At 63.5% G+C, this 13,737-nt stretch carries 16 protein-coding genes; 5 read left to right on the top strand and 11 right to left on the bottom strand.

Annotated features, from left to right (window positions below):
• Position 1 precedes the first annotated feature (1 nt).
• A complete protein-coding gene (gene rpmF, locus N6L26_RS06960; protein WP_253523415.1) occupies positions 2 to 181 on the bottom strand; it encodes a 50S ribosomal protein L32 in 180 nt (59 codons plus the stop codon).
• Between the two features lie 235 nt (positions 182 to 416).
• Between rpmF and N6L26_RS06965 the strand changes: the two genes are divergently transcribed.
• Positions 417 to 815 (top strand): MAPEG family protein, encoded by a 399-nt coding sequence (locus N6L26_RS06965; protein ID WP_263604895.1) that lies wholly within the window; start codon positions 417 to 419, stop codon positions 813 to 815.
• A 254-nt stretch (positions 816 to 1,069) separates the two neighbouring features.
• Here the strand turns inward: N6L26_RS06965 and N6L26_RS06970 are convergent, their stop codons facing one another.
• Entirely contained in the window at positions 1,070 to 1,711 is a 642-nt protein-coding gene (locus tag N6L26_RS06970; RefSeq protein ID WP_263607267.1) for an MBL fold metallo-hydrolase, read from the bottom strand.
• A gap of 120 nt (positions 1,712 to 1,831) precedes the next feature.
• On the opposite strand from N6L26_RS06970, the gene N6L26_RS06975 reads away from it, so the two are divergent.
• Positions 1,832 to 2,215 carry a hypothetical protein gene (locus N6L26_RS06975; protein WP_263604896.1) on the top strand — a complete coding sequence of 128 codons (384 nt, stop codon included), beginning with the start codon at positions 1,832 to 1,834 and terminating at the stop codon, positions 2,213 to 2,215.
• 12 nt (positions 2,216 to 2,227) lie between these two features.
• Here N6L26_RS06975 and N6L26_RS06980 read toward each other — a convergent pair whose 3' ends face one another.
• Positions 2,228 to 2,857, bottom strand: a complete 630-nt coding sequence (locus N6L26_RS06980) for a helix-turn-helix transcriptional regulator (RefSeq protein ID WP_263604897.1) — start codon at positions 2,855 to 2,857, stop codon at positions 2,228 to 2,230.
• Positions 2,858 to 3,040: 183 nt separating this feature from the next.
• Between N6L26_RS06980 and N6L26_RS06985 the strand changes: the two genes are divergently transcribed.
• The 3 genes from N6L26_RS06985 (at position 3,041) to N6L26_RS06995 (ending at position 4,161) form a co-directional block, all read left to right on the top strand.
• A complete protein-coding gene (locus N6L26_RS06985) occupies positions 3,041 to 3,256 on the top strand; it encodes a hypothetical protein (RefSeq protein WP_263604898.1) in 216 nt (71 codons plus the stop codon).
• Complete coding sequence (locus N6L26_RS06990; RefSeq protein WP_263604899.1) at positions 3,246 to 3,599, top strand: hypothetical protein; 354 nt, start codon at positions 3,246 to 3,248, stop codon at positions 3,597 to 3,599. Before N6L26_RS06985 ends, N6L26_RS06990 begins: the two co-directional genes overlap by 11 nt.
• Before the next feature lie 154 nt (positions 3,600 to 3,753).
• Complete coding sequence (locus N6L26_RS06995) at positions 3,754 to 4,161, top strand: hypothetical protein (protein ID WP_263604900.1); 408 nt, start codon at positions 3,754 to 3,756, stop codon at positions 4,159 to 4,161.
• 84 nt (positions 4,162 to 4,245) lie between these two features.
• On the opposite strand, the gene N6L26_RS07000 is transcribed toward N6L26_RS06995, so the two are convergent.
• The 8 genes from N6L26_RS07000 to fsa all read right to left on the bottom strand — a co-directional run bounded on the left by N6L26_RS07000 (position 4,246) and on the right by fsa (position 13,701).
• Positions 4,246 to 5,679, bottom strand: coding sequence for an aldehyde dehydrogenase family protein (locus tag N6L26_RS07000; protein WP_263604901.1), 1,434 nt, complete (start codon positions 5,677 to 5,679; stop codon positions 4,246 to 4,248).
• A 24-nt stretch (positions 5,680 to 5,703) separates the two neighbouring features.
• Positions 5,704 to 7,359: an acetolactate synthase large subunit gene (locus N6L26_RS07005; RefSeq protein WP_263604902.1), complete on the bottom strand. Its 1,656-nt coding sequence runs from the start codon at positions 7,357 to 7,359 to the stop codon at positions 5,704 to 5,706.
• A 103-nt stretch (positions 7,360 to 7,462) separates the two neighbouring features.
• On the bottom strand, positions 7,463 to 8,401 hold the full coding sequence (locus N6L26_RS07010) for a D-2-hydroxyacid dehydrogenase (protein ID WP_263604903.1): 939 nt from the start codon (positions 8,399 to 8,401) through the stop codon (positions 7,463 to 7,465).
• Between the two features lie 37 nt (positions 8,402 to 8,438).
• Positions 8,439 to 8,750 (bottom strand): endonuclease domain-containing protein, encoded by a 312-nt coding sequence (locus tag N6L26_RS07015; protein ID WP_263604904.1) that lies wholly within the window; start codon positions 8,748 to 8,750, stop codon positions 8,439 to 8,441.
• Complete coding sequence (gene cysS / locus N6L26_RS07020; protein ID WP_263604905.1) at positions 8,747 to 10,207, bottom strand: cysteine--tRNA ligase; 1,461 nt, start codon at positions 10,205 to 10,207, stop codon at positions 8,747 to 8,749. The genes N6L26_RS07015 and cysS overlap by 4 nt, the downstream gene beginning before the upstream one ends.
• A gap of 159 nt (positions 10,208 to 10,366) precedes the next feature.
• Positions 10,367 to 11,038 (bottom strand): nitroreductase, encoded by a 672-nt coding sequence (locus N6L26_RS07025; protein ID WP_263604906.1) that lies wholly within the window; start codon positions 11,036 to 11,038, stop codon positions 10,367 to 10,369.
• Between the two features lie 173 nt (positions 11,039 to 11,211).
• The gene (gene cobT, locus N6L26_RS07030; protein ID WP_263604907.1) at positions 11,212 to 13,038 is read right to left on the bottom strand and encodes a cobaltochelatase subunit CobT; all 1,827 of its coding nucleotides are present in this window, start codon (positions 13,036 to 13,038) and stop codon (positions 11,212 to 11,214) included.
• The gene (gene fsa / locus N6L26_RS07035; RefSeq protein ID WP_263604908.1) at positions 13,039 to 13,701 is read right to left on the bottom strand and encodes a fructose-6-phosphate aldolase; all 663 of its coding nucleotides are present in this window, start codon (positions 13,699 to 13,701) and stop codon (positions 13,039 to 13,041) included. It lies immediately after the preceding gene.
• Between the last annotated feature and the right edge of the window lie 36 nt (positions 13,702 to 13,737).

Below are 13,737 nucleotides of genomic sequence, written 5' to 3' on the forward strand. Positions count from 1 at the left end.
CTTAAAGACCGACGGCGATGATTTCGCGGCCGTTATAATATCCGCAGTGCGAGCACAGATTGTGCGGGCGCTTGAGTTCGCCGCAGTTCGAGCACTCATGATGGGCCTCGACCTTGAGCGAATCATGTGCACGGCGATTGCCGCGGCGGTGGGGCGATACTTTCCTCTTGGGGACGGCCATGGCGGCACCTGTTCCTCAAACAATTACAGTCAATTTCGGTGGCCGCCCTAGGGGAAGCTCCGGCACCGCACAAGAGCGCGTGAACCCGAATATCCCGACCGTGACGGTGAAGGCGGGCGCTATAGCGAATTTCGCAGGCGATGCAACCCGTCTGTTGGCGTTGCGCGGCACGCGGCATCGCCCTAGCACCGCAACCGTATTCCGTATCGTACGGATCGCATGGGGAGAGACGAATATGGGCATTATCCTGCCGGTTACGCTTACCGCGGCCGCCGCCGCCGCCATCATCAATATCTGGCTCAGCATTCGCGTCGGACAGATGCGCGCGCAGAAGAAGGTTTCGATCGGCGACGATGCCGGGGGCCCGCTGACCGCGCGCATGCGCGCGCAGCTCAATTTCGTCGAGAACACCGCCTTCGTGCTGGTCCTCGTTGCGGCAATCGAACTGGCCGCCAGGGGCGGCGAATGGCTCGCCTGGGTGGTCGCGGCCTACATGCTCGGACGCGTGGCGCACGGGCTCGGCATGGATGGCGGCGCGCTGGCACGTGGCCGCCCGCTTGGAGTGCTCATCACCATGCTGGTCCAGCTGGGCCTCGCCGTAGTGGCAGTCCTGATCACGCTGGGCGTGATGTAAGCGAAAGGGCGTGAGGGGAGCGCGGATGCGCTTCCCTTGGCGCTTGGTTTTCTGAGGTGCGGTCAGGACATCCGTCCTGACCTTGCTGTTCCGTCCCCCATTTTTTCAGTGCGCTAGCGGCATCCGCCGCTAGCTTGCGGCGGCACCAGCCCACGCCCCCTCCCGGCCACCCATAGAATACCGTGCCGTGGGTGGCCGGGAGGGGACGTGGGACGGAACAGCAAGGGTCGGACGGATGTCCGGACCCGCACGCCTCAAGAAAGCGCGTAATCGCTCACGAAGGCGTTGGTCTGGCGTTCCTGGCCAAAGGTGCTGGTCGGGCCGTGGCCGGGGATAAAGGTCACGTCATTGCCCAGCGGCCACAGCTTCTGGGTAATCGCGTCGATCAGGTCCTGGTGGTTGCCCATCGGGAAATCGGTGCGGCCGATGCTGCCCTGGAACAAGACGTCGCCGACCACGGCGAACTTGCTCGGCCGGTGGAAGAACACCACGTGGCCGGGCGTGTGGCCGGGGCAGTGGATGACCTCGAGCGTGAGGTCGCCGACGGTGACGGTGTCGCCGTCATCGAGCCAGCGATCGGGTTCGAACACTTCGGCCTGCATGCCGTATTTCGCGCCGTCTTCGCCGAGTCGGCTGATCCAGAAGCGGTCGGCCTCGTGCGGGCCCTCGATCGGCAGGCCGAGTTCCTTCGCCAGCACGCCCGCCTCGCCGCAATGGTCGAGGTGGCCGTGGGTGATGAGGATCTTCTCCAGCTCGACCCCGCTTTTGGCGACCGCTGCCTTGAGCTTGTCGAGATCGCCGCCCGGATCGATCAGCGCGCCCTTGTTGGTCGCGGTGCACCAGATCAGCGAGCAATTCTGCTGCAGCGGGGTTACGGGAACGATGCCCGCCTTCATCGGCGGGGTAGCGGGCGTTTGCGGGGTGTTTTCCATCAGCCGTGAAAATGGTCCGGTTTATGATCGAAAACAAGGCGCATGTCCGGCTTTGTGCTATCGGGCAGGCAAAGGAGAGTTACTGTGCGAATAGTCGAAGCGATGGCCCTGGCGTCCCTCTTGCTGGCAGGCTGCCAATCCGCCGGCCCCGTCGCGGCACCCGCGCCCGCGCCGAACACGGCCGCCGCCGATGCCAATGACGACGCGGTGCCCGACTATGTCACCGCGATCTGCGGCGAATGCCACGCGGTGAAGGACAATGCGGTATCGGTGAACCCGCAAGCGCCCGGCTTTGCCGATATCGCCAACAGCCCCGGCCTGACGCGCGACACGCTGGTGACCTTCCTGTCGGATGCACACAATTACCCGATGCAGATGGATGTCGACTTGGTGGAAGAGGATATCGAGGTGATCGCCGACTACATGCTCACGCTGCGCTCGGACGATTACGTCAGGCGGCCCTCGTAGCAGCCTGGCGGGTCACAACCGTCCCCCCTTCCACACCACGCGGCCGATGACTTCGACTTCTTCGCGGGCGAGGTCGATCGGGGCGTAGCTGTCGTTGGCGCTGATCAGCGCAATGCGGCCCGGCGCACTCGCCTGCACCTGCTTGACGTGCAGCGCATCGCCGATGCGCACGACGTGGATGCCCTCGCCCGAACGCTTGTTGCGGTCGACAAAAATCTCGTCGCCGCTGCGCAGGGTCGGTTCCATGCTGTCGCCCTCGACGCGGATCGCGGTGAGATCGGCACCCTCCAGCCCCATTTCGCGCAGCCAACGGCGGCTGAAGCGGAAGCTGTCGAAGGAAATTTCCTCCGCCGAGAACGCGCCGGGACCCGCCGAGGCGTCGAGCGGGAGGCGGGGTACGGTGATAAACTCGTCCGGGGTGGAGGCGCGCGCATGGGTTGGATCGGCACCCAGCGCGACCTCGGACACGCCGAAGAACTCGGCCAACCGCCGTCGGTCCGCCTCCTCCAGCTTGCGCGGCGAACCCTTGCGCACGAATTGCTGGAGATAGCTGGGATTGCGGCCGAGCATGGCAGAAAGCGAGGCGAGGCTGGTGCGCCCGGCCTCGGCCAGTTCGACCAGCTTCGCGCGGTCCGGCGTCATTCCGTCACTCATAAGACCGTGCCCTCAAGCCCGCCATCATCCAACCCGCGTCACGCAGGACGGAGCATGCGAGAAACTTCCTATAGCATAGGATTTTTCCTAGACAAGTAGGATTTCGACTGGAACGAATCGAGAACACGGCGAGCGATTCGCCTGTCTGACCAGCCCATTGGGGAGCACGCCATGCTGATCCGATCCGTCGAGAAATTCCTTCGCCAGCACGAGATGGCGGCCACCAAGTTCGGCCGCCTTGCCGCGCATGATCCGCGCTTCGTGCTCGATCTGCGCATGGGCCGCGAACCGCGCGACCGCACCGAGCAGCGCATCCGCGGCTTCATGGCCGGTTTCGAAGCCGCGCGCGAAGCAGCGCCCACGCCGGAGACCGCGCATGTCGGATGAACACGCCCCGCCCCGCCCGCCGCGCGCACGCCGCACCGCCGCCGATCGCCTGCGCGCCGCGCTCGCCGACCTCCACGCGCATCGCGGACAGGTGCTAACGCATACCGAGAAAGGCTGGGCGAGCATCACCTTCGCTGGCACGCGGCACAGCCTTGCGATCCTGTTTGCAGGCGAGGAGGCGGTGGCCGCCGGCGAAGAGTTCGTCGCTGCCCTGCCCGATCATGAGTTCGCAATCCCCGGCCAATTGGTCGCCGATGCCGGCGTGGTAGAGGTCGAACACCGCCTTCTCCCAGAACCGCGGCTGGTGGTGCAATGCGAATTGCTGCTGCTGGAGGAGAGCTGACTGAACTCTCGAATGTCAGCTTTTGTCGCACGACGCGTATCACGGAAGCGGCTGGGATTGGGTGGGAAGCTGATCAAAAATCCGCCTTTTTTAGGTTTACTAGTTTTCAGCCAGATCTACTAGCTTCCGTAGCTCAGCCGGAAAGACCAAAAGAATGATCGGATTCTCGCTAATTCTTGCAGCAGAGGTAATGGTTCAGACGTTTGAACCGTTGCCTGCTGAGCCTTGGAAAGAGACGTTCACGGCGCAATGCGGCGAAATGTTATTCGAGATTGTTCGACCAATATACCCTTCGGGCTTGAAGCCGATCGTTACGCTCAATGGCAGAGACATGGCGGATATTTCGGGACTCTCCGAAGAATTGGACGAACGCGGCGCAGCCTATCGAATGTCTTTTCTCTGCTCACAAAATGCCGATTCGCTTACATTCCGTTGGGTACGTGGAACATTTGAAGATGGTGAAAGCATTGCCTACCACTCAGGAAGTGTTTCCTTTGACAATAGCGGTGTTTTGGACGTGATGTCTTGGCCAGCAACCGAGGAAGACTTCTGGTATCGCTAGCCGACTGATGGCGGCTTTGGGGTCGTCAGCCGAACGACCGCTTTCAGGCGGCCAAAGCCGAAACCTGCCCTTCCCCACTCCTCATCACCCCCGCCGGATCACCAGGTTCCGGATCTCGGTCATGTCCTCCATCGCGAACTTGATGCCTTCGCGGCCCAAACCGCTGTCCTTCACGCCGCCATAGGGCATGTTGTCGACGCGGTAGCTGGGGACGTCGTTGATCACCACACCGCCGACCTCGAGCCGGTCCCAGGCGTCGAACATCTTGAACAGGTCGCGCGTGAAAATGCCTGCCTGCAGCCCGAAGGTGGAGCGATTCACTTCGGCCAGTGCCTCGTCGAAGTCCGCAAACTTCTGCAGGATCGCGAGCGGGCCGAAGGCTTCTTCGTTGAGCGCCTTGGCGTCCTTGTGCACACTTTCGAGCAGCGTGGCTTCGAGCATGTTGCCCTTGCGCCCGCCGCCCGTCAGCAGCGTCGCGCCGCCCGCGACCGCTTCGTCGATCCAGCCCTTGAGGCGTTTGGCCTCGCCTTCCGAGATCATCGGGCCGATGAAAGTGTCGCGGTCCTTGGGATCGCCCGCGACCAGCGTCTTCGTCTTGGCGACCAGCATATCCTTGAAGCGGTCGTAGACATCTTCGTGGACGATGATCCGCTGCACGCCGATGCAGCTCTGCCCGCTCTGGTAGAAGGCGCCGAAGACAATCCGTTCGAGCGCGTCGTCGAGATCGGCATCGTGATCGACCACCACCGCGGCGTTACCGCCCAGTTCGAGCACGACCTTCTTCTTGCCGCAGCGCGCCTTGAGATCCCAGCCGACCGCAGGCGACCCCGTAAAGCTCAGCAGCTTGAGTCGTTCGTCCACGGTGAACAGGTCCGCCCCGTCGCGGCTGGCGGGCAGGATCGAGAACGCGCCTTCGGGCAGGTCGGTCTCGGCGAGCACTTCGCCCATGATGATCGCGCCGAGCGGGGTCTTGCTGGCGGGCTTCATGACGAAGGGGCACCCCACCGCGATCGCGGGCGCGACCTTGTGCGCGGCGAGGTTGAGCGGGAAGTTGAACGGCGAGATGAAGCTGCACGGCCCGATCGGATAGCGTTTCCAGATCGACTGATAGCCCTTGGCGCGCGCGGAGATATCCAGCGGCATGACCTCGCCAACCATGCGCACCGACTCTTCCGCCGCAATGCGGAAGGTGTCGATCAGCCGGGTGACCTCGCCCTCGCTATCCTTGATCGGCTTTCCCGCTTCGACACACAGCGCATAGGCAAGCTCGTCGAACCGTTCGGTAAACCGCTCGACGCAGTGCTGCAGCACCGCCTGGCGTTCATAGCTGGCGAGCTGTGCCATTGGCTCGGTCGCGCGCACTGCCCCGGCAATCGCCTCGTCGATGATCTCGGGGCTGGCGAGCGCGGTATGGAAGGCCACTTCGCCGGTGAACTTGTCGGTTACCGCCAGATCTTTGTTGGGCTGCTGCGCCTGGTTGTTGAGATAGAGCGGGTAGGTGTCTTCGAGCGTGGGCATGTCGTCTCCTTCACCCGGTCAATCTCAGAGCTTCGCACTCAGTTCCTTGATATCGTGATTCAATATCCGGTCGTTCTCCGAGTAATCGACCGGGCAGTCGATCAAATGGACCCCCGGCGTGTCGCGGCAATGCGCGAGCAATTCGCGCAAATGGTCGCTGCTTTCGACCCGGTGGCCATGCGCGCCGTAGCTTTCGGCATATTTGACGAAATCGGGATTGCCATAGGTCAGGCCGAAATCCTCGAACCCCATATTGGCCTGCTTCCAGCGGATCATGCCGTAGGCATCGTCGCGCAGAATCAGCACGATCAGGTTCAGCTCCAGCCGCACCGCGGTTTCCATCTCCTGGCTGTTCATCATGAACCCGCCGTCGCCGCAGATCGCCATGACCTTGCGGTCGGGATAGAGCATCGCGCTCATCATTGCGCTGGGCAGCCCCGCCCCCATCGTGGCGAGTGCATTGTCGAGCAGCACGGTGTTGGGCTGCGAGGCGCAATAGCCGCGCGCGAACCAGATCTTGTAGACGCCGTTGTCGAGGCAAATAATTCCGTCATCGGGCATGCAATCGCGCACCTGCTGGACGAGATGCGGCGGGAAGATCGGGAAGCGCGTATCCGCCGCGAGGCTTTCGGTATGTTCGAGCTCGGCGCGGTGATAGCGCTTGAGCTCCGCGCTTTGCCAATGGTCCTGCCGGGTGATGTCTTCCTTCATCTGCCAGATCGCATTGGCGATATCGCCGATCACCTCGATCTGCGGGAAATAGACCGGATCGACCTCCGCGCTGCGGTTGCTGACATGGATCACCGTGTGGCCGTTGTGGCGCATGAAGAAGGGCGGCTTCTCGATCACATCGTGGCCGACATTGACGATGACGTCGGCTTCTTCGATCGCGCGGTGGCAGAAATCGCCCGCCGACAGCGCCGCACAACCGAGGAACAGCGGGTGCCGCTCGTCGAGCACGCCCTTGCCCATCTGCGTGGTGACGAAGGGGATGCCGGTTTTCTCGATGAATTCGGCGAGCATCTTGCCGGTCATCTTGCGGTTGGCGCCCGCACCGATGACGAGGATGGGGTTGCGCGCCGCAGTCAGCGCGGCGACCGCCTGGTCGACCGCCTTGGGTTCGGCGCTGGGCCGCCGCGCAACGCTGCGCGGGATCGGCGTCGAATCGGTCGGTTCCTCGGCGATATCCTCGGGCAGTTCGAGATGGACCGCGCCGGGCTTCTCTTCTTCCGCCAGGCGATAGGCTTCGCGCACGCGGCTGGGGATATTGTCCCCGGCATGCAACTGGCGGGTATATTTGGTGATCGGTTCCATCATCGCGACCACATCGAGGATCTGGAACTGGCCCTGCTTCGATTTCTTGATCGGCTTCTGGCCGGTGATCATCATCATCGGCATGCCGCCCAATTGCGCATAGGCGGCGGCGGTGACGAAGTTGGTCGCGCCGGGGCCGAGCGTGGCGATGCACACGCCGGTCTTGCCCGTGTGGCGGCCATAGGTCGCGGCCATGAAGCCGGCGCCCTGTTCGTGACGCGTGAGCACCAGCTTGATCTGGCTGGAGCGGCTGAGGCTGTCGAGGAAGTCGAGGTTTTCCTCGCCCGGGACGCCAAAGATATACTCGCAGCCCTCGGCTTCGAGACATTCGATAAACAGGTCGGACGCCTTGCGTGGCTCGGTCATACGCGATTCCCCCCTTCGCGGCCCGCACAGGCAGGCATGAACAGAAATACGCGACCCGAGTCTTCCCGGCTTTCTGCAGGCCTAACAGAGGCCTGCGGGCGTGTCAGTAGCCGAGGCCCAGATCCATCTGCGGCTGGACCGGCTCGCCCTGCTGCCAGCGTTCGAGGTTCTCGATGAAGCGGTCCGCGCTGCGCTGGAACATCTTGGTCTGCGCGCGGCCCGACAGGTGCATGGTGACCTGCGCATTCTCGAGGTCCCACAGCGGGTGATCCTCGGGCAGCGGTTCGGGTTCAGTCACGTCGAGCAACGCGGCCTCGATCTGGTCCTGCTTCAGCGCCTCGACCAGCGCCGCCTGATCGACCACATCGCCGCGCGCGATATTCACCAGCACGCCATTGGGCCGCATCGCGGCAAGCTCCATCGCGCCGATCATGTGGCGGGTTTCGTCGGTCGAGGGGACCGCCAGCACGACCCAGCCGAACTCGCCCAGCTTCTCGCGCCATTCGCCCGGCCTCAGCGCGCCGTCGGCGCCCGAGCGGCGCACCGGCACCACCTTCATGTCGAACGCCTCGAGCCGCGTCTTGATGAGCGATCCGATCGCGCCCATCCCCAGCAGCAGCACGCGCTCGCCCGCCAGTTCGCGCTTGCCCGGGCTGTCGAGCAGCCATTCGTGCCGGTCCTGCGCGCGCACTACCTCGCGATAGCCCTTGGCATGCGCGAGCATCAGCATGACGACATATTCGGCGATGGTGATCGCATTGATGCCAACGCCATTGGTGACCACCACGCCGCGTTCCTGGAGCAGGTCGAGCGGCATGAAATCGAGCCCAGCGTAGATCGAGTTCATCCATTTGAGCCCGGTCGCGGCGCGCGCGATCTCGATCATCGGCTCTTTTTCGTTGAGGTCGAACCAGCCGATCTCGGCCTGCGGAGCGAACTCCAGCGCCTGCTCCTTGCTCGTGAACCAGAGCGGCTCGACCCATTCGGGCAGGCGCGGTTCGACCAGCGGGCGGATCATGGCGGACAGGACGGCTTTGGTCATCGAATTCTCCCTCGATGCCTCCATTGCCGGTCAGGCGCTATTTCGCAAACCGTTCCTTGCGGCGGGTGGCAATGTCGAGGATCGCGGCGGCCACTTCGCCGGCATTGCGCAGGACATGGCTGGGCGGGACCTGCATGATGTCGACCCGGTGGCGTTCCTGCCAGCGTTCGCGCGCGCCGTTCTGATTGGCGCGGAAGGGATCGTCATCGACCTCGATCGCGAGATGCGCGGCGGCGCAATAGAATGGCAGAGTGAAGCCCTCGGCCGCATGATCGCGGGCGAATTGCAGGCCGGGCGGTGCGTCCTTGAGATGCTCCCACAGAAGCGTCTGTGGATCGGCCTTGCTCATAGTTTCCATTCCCAGCCCAGTGGGTCGCCATCCATAACCTCGACGCCCTGTTCCGCAAGGCTGTCGCGGATGGCATCAGAGGTGGCGAAGTCCTTGGCCACGCGCGCTTCCTTGCGGCGCAGGAGTTCGGCTTCGATTTCCTCTTCGGTGATGGCCGCGTCCTTTGGGCGAATTCGTAGTTCGCAGCGTTTGATCTTCAGCAATTGAAGGCCCAACAGGGGGTCAAGCAATCTGACCGCTTCCAATTTTTTCCCACTGGTGAAGAAACCGGCGCCAAGTAGTCCATCCAATTTGGAAAGCAGCAGGGGCGTGTTCAAATCGTCGCTAATTGCGGCGTCGAATTCCTCTTTTTCTTCGTTGGTTAGCCGCTTCAAATCTTCACTTTGCTCAGGCTTGGCACGAAGCTTCTCGACCGCCATCACCATGCGCTTCAGGCGGGTCAGGGCTGCGCCCAGCCCTTCCCACGAAAACTCCAGCTCGCTGCGGTAATGCGCCTGCAGGCACATCATGCGGTAGGCGAGCGGGTGATAGCCCTTGTCGATCAGCAATTGCAGCCGCAGGAACTCGCCCGACGACTTGCTCATCTTGCCGCTGCGCTCGACGAGGAAATTGTTGTGCATCCAGATCTTCGCCCCCGAATGCGTCGCCTCGTCCAGACCGCCGCAGCCGCAGAAGGCCTGGTTCTGCGCGATCTCGTTAGGGTGGTGGATCTCGCGGTGGTCGATCCCGCCGGTGTGGATATCGAAGGGGAAGCCGAGCAGCTTTTCGCCCATGACCGAGCATTCGAGATGCCAGCCGGGTGCGCCCATTCCCCAGGGGGACGGCCATTCCATCTGCCGCGTCTCGCCAACCGGGGTCTTGCGCCAGATCGCGAAATCGGCGGCGTTGCGCTTGCCCGCAACGGTGTCGATCCGGCCCCTAGACTCTTCGGCGCCTTCCTCGGTCACCGCCCGCGCGAGACGGCCGTAGTCCGCGACGGTCGAGACATCGAAATAGAGCCCGCTGTCGAGCTCGTAGCAATGCTGGTCGGCAATGCTCTTCGCGAAGTCGATCATCTCGTCGATGTAATCGGTGGCCACCGACCACTTGGCAGGCTCGCGGATATTGAGCGCCTTCACATCGGCCCAGAACGCCTCCGTATAATGCCGCGCGATGTCCCAGATCGACTGCGCCTTGGCCGCAGCCATCTTCTCCATCTTGTCCTCGCCCGCATCGCCATCGTCGGTCAGGTGGCCGACATCGGTGATGTTGATGATGTGGGTGAGGTCGTAGCCCTTCCAGCTCAGCGTGCGTCCCAGCACATCGGCGAAGACATAGGCGCGCATATTGCCGATATGCGGGTAATTGTAGACCGTCGGCCCACAGGTATAGACGCGCGCCTCGCCGGGATGGACGGGAGTGAATTCCTCCAGTTCGCGGGTCAGCGAGTTGAACAGCTTGAGCGGCGTGTCGGTCATGCGAAGCGCAATGGCGCGGAGGCGGGGGCCGGTCAACACGCAGTCATTGCGAGGAGCCGGAGGCGACGTGGCAATCCATCTTCCGACCTGGCTTATTCCGGTAATGCCGGGTGATGGATTGCTTCGCCTTGCGGCTCGCAATGACTGCTGGTCGGGGTACTACCACCCCTCCCAGCGCACGCTTTCCTCGATCCCGGCGCGCCTTACGGCGAAATTGTTCACCGCGGCTTCTTCGTCGCGGTAACCGATGGCGACACCGCAGAAGAAGGTGTGATCCTCGGGGATATCGACCATTTCGCGGATCTGCGGCGAATAGACCGCCCAGGCTTCCTGGAAACAGGTGTCGAGCCCTTCCTCGCGCGCGAGCAGGCCCACGGTCTGCAGCCACATGCCGATATCGCTCCATTGCGGCGGGCCCATGTATTTGGGCGTGTGGACCAGCATCAGCACCGGCGCCCCGAAGGCGCGGAAATTGTTGGCGAACCACATCAGCCGCTTGCCCTTCTCCTCGCGGGAGATTGCGAGCGCGCCGTACATGTCCTCGCCCACCCCGCGGCGGCGCTGTTCATAGGCGCCGTCGAGTTCGGGCGGATAGACGTGATATTCGGGCGCAAACGCCTCGCGTCCCTTGGGCAGGTCCTGCGCCACGCGGTCGAACAGTGCCTGCATCGGCGCGCCGGTCAGCACGATCCCATGCCATGGCTGCGTGTTGCCACCCGAGGGGCTGCGCTGCGCCTTTTCGAGAATACGGGTAAGCGTTTCGCGCTCGACCGGCTGGTCGGTAAAAGCACGCACGGAGCGGCGCGTCTGGACGGCGTCGGTAACGTTCATTGTGATTTTTCTCTCCTCGTCGCCTGCAAGCAAGCGTCCCCCAAATTTGCGGCTTTGACTTGCCCCCAGGCCGTCGCCCCCGCGAAGGCGGGGGTCCCGCTCACTTCCTCGCCAGCTTCACAGTAGCGGGATCCCCGCCTGCGCGGGGATGACGATGCGCGAACAGGCGCGGCCTATTTCTCAATCTCGAACAGATCGGCCAATTGCTCGATAATCGTCCCGCCAAGCTGTTCGACATCCATGATCGTCACTGAGCGCTTGTAGTAGCGCGTGACGTCATGGCCGATGCCGATCGCGGCAAGCTGCACGGGTGACTGTTTCTCGATCCAGTCGATCACCTTGCGCAAATGGCCTTCGAGGAAACCCGCCGGGTTGACCGACAGCGAGCTGTCGTCGACCGGAGCGCCGTCGGAGATCACCATCAGGATGCGGCGGTCCTCGGGGCGGCGCAGCAGGCGGTCGTGCGCCCACATCAGCGCTTCGCCGTCGATGTTTTCCTTGAGCAGGCCTTCGCGCATCATCAGGCCGAGATTGCGGCGCGCGCGGCGCCAAGGCTCGTCGGCCTTCTTGTAGAGGATATGGCGCAGATCGTTGAGCCGGCCGGGATTCGCGGGCCGCCCGTCGGACAGCCACATCTCGCGGCTCTGCCCGCCCTTCCACGCGCGGGTGGTGAAACCGAGGATTTCGGTCTTCACGCCGCAGCGTTCGAGCGTGCGCGCGAGGATATCGGCGCTGATCGCGGCGATGCTGATTGGCCGCCCGCGCATGCTGCCCGAATTGTCGATCAGCAGCGTGACGACCGTGTCCTTGAACTCGGTATCGCGTTCAATCTTGTAGCTGAGCGCGTGGCCGGGGCTGACCACCACGCGGGTCAGCCGCGCGGCATCGAGCATGCCCTCTTCCTGGTCGAAATCCCAGCTGCGGCTCTGCTGCGCCATGAGGCGGCGCTGGAGCCGGTTGGCGAGCCGGGTGACGACGCCCTGCAGCCCCGCCAGCTGGCTGTCGAGATAGGCGCGCAGCCGGTCGAGTTCTTCATTGTCGCACAGCTCGGCGGCCTCGACTTCCTCGTCGAACTTTTCGGTATAGGCCTTATAGTCGAAGCCTTCGGGAAAGTCGGTCCACGGGCGATTGGGGCGGACAGGCTGCATGCCTTCCTCGCCATCGTCCGATGGATCGCCGTCGGACATTTCCTGTTCGCCCTCGACATCCTGATCGGCGTCGCCCTCGGCCTCGCCGTCGGTCACTTCCGAACGCGCGTCGGCGGCGTCGGGTTCGGCCCCGCCTTCGTCTTCCTCGTCGGTCTCGTCCTGGTCCTCGGGGTTCTCGCCTTCCTCGTCCTCGCCATCTTCGGCATCGGTTGGTTCGGGGGTCTCGGGCAGCGTGAGGTCAAGATCGCGCAGGATGTCGAGCGTCAGGTTCTGGAACGCGCGCTGGTCGTCGAGCACATCGGCCAGCCCATCCATGTCGGTGCCGATCTTGGCGAGGATATCCTCGCGCACCAGATCGACCGCCGCGCGCGCGCCCTCGGGCACGGCTGCGCCGGTCAGCGCCTCGCGCAGCATCAGCGACAGCGCGGTGGGCAGCGGCACATCGGCGGCCGCATCGGCCCGCACGATTGGATCGGCGGCAGTGCGCATTTCGACCGCCGCGTCGAGATTCCCGCGAATGCCCGCATAGCGCGTCGACCCGATCGCCTCGTAACGCACCTGTTCGATCGCGTCGTAGCAGGCGCGCGCGATCGGTTCGGGCGGCGCGCCCTTGCCATGCAGCGCTTCGCTATGATGCCGCAGCCGCAACGCGAAACTGTCGGCAAAGCCGCGTGCCTCGATCGCCTGCTCGCGCGGAAGATTGCGCCCGGGCAATGGCACACGGAAGTTCTTGCCCGACTGGGTCGGCGCATCCGCGCTCCACGCAACCTCGACCTCCGCCTCATGCGCGAGCGCGCGGCTGGCGCCGGTCAGCGCCTGCTTGAAACGGTCGAGAGGGGTCTGTTCGCTCACTTATGCGGTGGGGATCGACTGGCCCGTCTTGTCCCAGTCCTTGAGGAAGCCCTCGATGCCCTTTTCGGTCAGGACATGCTTGAACAGGCCCTTGATGACCGCGGCCGGCATGGTCGCGACATCGGCACCGATGCGCGCGCTTTCGAGCACATGCACCGGATTGCGGATCGAGGCGACGAGGATCTCGGTCGAGAAATCGGGATAGTTGTCGTAAATCAACCGGATATCGCGGATCAGCGCCATGCCGTCGAAGCCGTTATCGTCATGCCGCCCGACGAAGGGTGAAACGAAGCTGGCCCCGGCCTTGGCCGCCAGCAGCGCCTGGTTGGCGGAAAAGCACAGCGTCACATTGACCATCGTGCCATCGCCGGTCAGCTTCTTGCAGGTCTTGAGCCCATCGATCGTCAGCGGCACCTTGATGCAGACATTGTCCGCGATCTTGCGCAGCGTCTCGGCCTCTTTCATCATCGTTTCGTGATCGAGCGCGACCACTTCGGCACTGACCGGACCATCCACGATATCGCAGATTTCCTTGGTCACTTCCATGAAGTCGCGGCCCGATTTGGCGATCAGCGACGGGTTGGTGGTGACGCCGTCGAGCAGGCCGGTGTCGGCCATTTCCCTGATGTCGGCGATATCGGCGGTGTCGACGAAGAATTTCATGCGCGAAGGCTCCGGGGGATTTGCGATTCCCGGAAG

Origin of the sequence: Qipengyuania sp. SS22, assembly GCF_025736935.1 — a bacterium.
GTDB lineage: Bacteria > Pseudomonadota > Alphaproteobacteria > Sphingomonadales > Sphingomonadaceae > Qipengyuania.

What these genes read in the sequence shown, in the direction of transcription:
- rpmF (WP_253523415.1), bottom strand. Translation starts at nt 181, where the DNA reads ATGGCCGTCCCCAAGAGGAAAGTATCGCCCCACCGCCGCGGCAATCGC.
- N6L26_RS06965 (WP_263604895.1), top strand. Translation starts at nt 417, where the DNA reads ATGGGCATTATCCTGCCGGTTACGCTTACCGCGGCCGCCGCCGCCGCC.
- N6L26_RS06970 (WP_263607267.1), bottom strand. Translation starts at nt 1,711, where the DNA reads ATGAAGGCGGGCATCGTTCCCGTAACCCCGCTGCAGCAGAATTGCTCG.
- N6L26_RS06980 (WP_263604897.1), bottom strand. Translation starts at nt 2,857, where the DNA reads ATGACGCCGGACCGCGCGAAGCTGGTCGAACTGGCCGAGGCCGGGCGC.
- N6L26_RS06985 (WP_263604898.1), top strand. Translation starts at nt 3,041, where the DNA reads ATGCTGATCCGATCCGTCGAGAAATTCCTTCGCCAGCACGAGATGGCG.
- N6L26_RS06990 (WP_263604899.1), top strand. Translation starts at nt 3,246, where the DNA reads ATGTCGGATGAACACGCCCCGCCCCGCCCGCCGCGCGCACGCCGCACC.
- N6L26_RS06995 (WP_263604900.1), top strand. Translation starts at nt 3,754, where the DNA reads ATGATCGGATTCTCGCTAATTCTTGCAGCAGAGGTAATGGTTCAGACG.
- N6L26_RS07000 (WP_263604901.1), bottom strand. Translation starts at nt 5,679, where the DNA reads ATGCCCACGCTCGAAGACACCTACCCGCTCTATCTCAACAACCAGGCG.
- N6L26_RS07005 (WP_263604902.1), bottom strand. Translation starts at nt 7,359, where the DNA reads ATGACCGAGCCACGCAAGGCGTCCGACCTGTTTATCGAATGTCTCGAA.
- N6L26_RS07010 (WP_263604903.1), bottom strand. Translation starts at nt 8,401, where the DNA reads ATGACCAAAGCCGTCCTGTCCGCCATGATCCGCCCGCTGGTCGAACCG.
- N6L26_RS07015 (WP_263604904.1), bottom strand. Translation starts at nt 8,750, where the DNA reads ATGAGCAAGGCCGATCCACAGACGCTTCTGTGGGAGCATCTCAAGGAC.
- cysS (WP_263604905.1), bottom strand. Translation starts at nt 10,207, where the DNA reads ATGACCGACACGCCGCTCAAGCTGTTCAACTCGCTGACCCGCGAACTG.
- N6L26_RS07025 (WP_263604906.1), bottom strand. Translation starts at nt 11,038, where the DNA reads ATGAACGTTACCGACGCCGTCCAGACGCGCCGCTCCGTGCGTGCTTTT.
- fsa (WP_263604908.1), bottom strand. Translation starts at nt 13,701, where the DNA reads ATGAAATTCTTCGTCGACACCGCCGATATCGCCGACATCAGGGAAATG.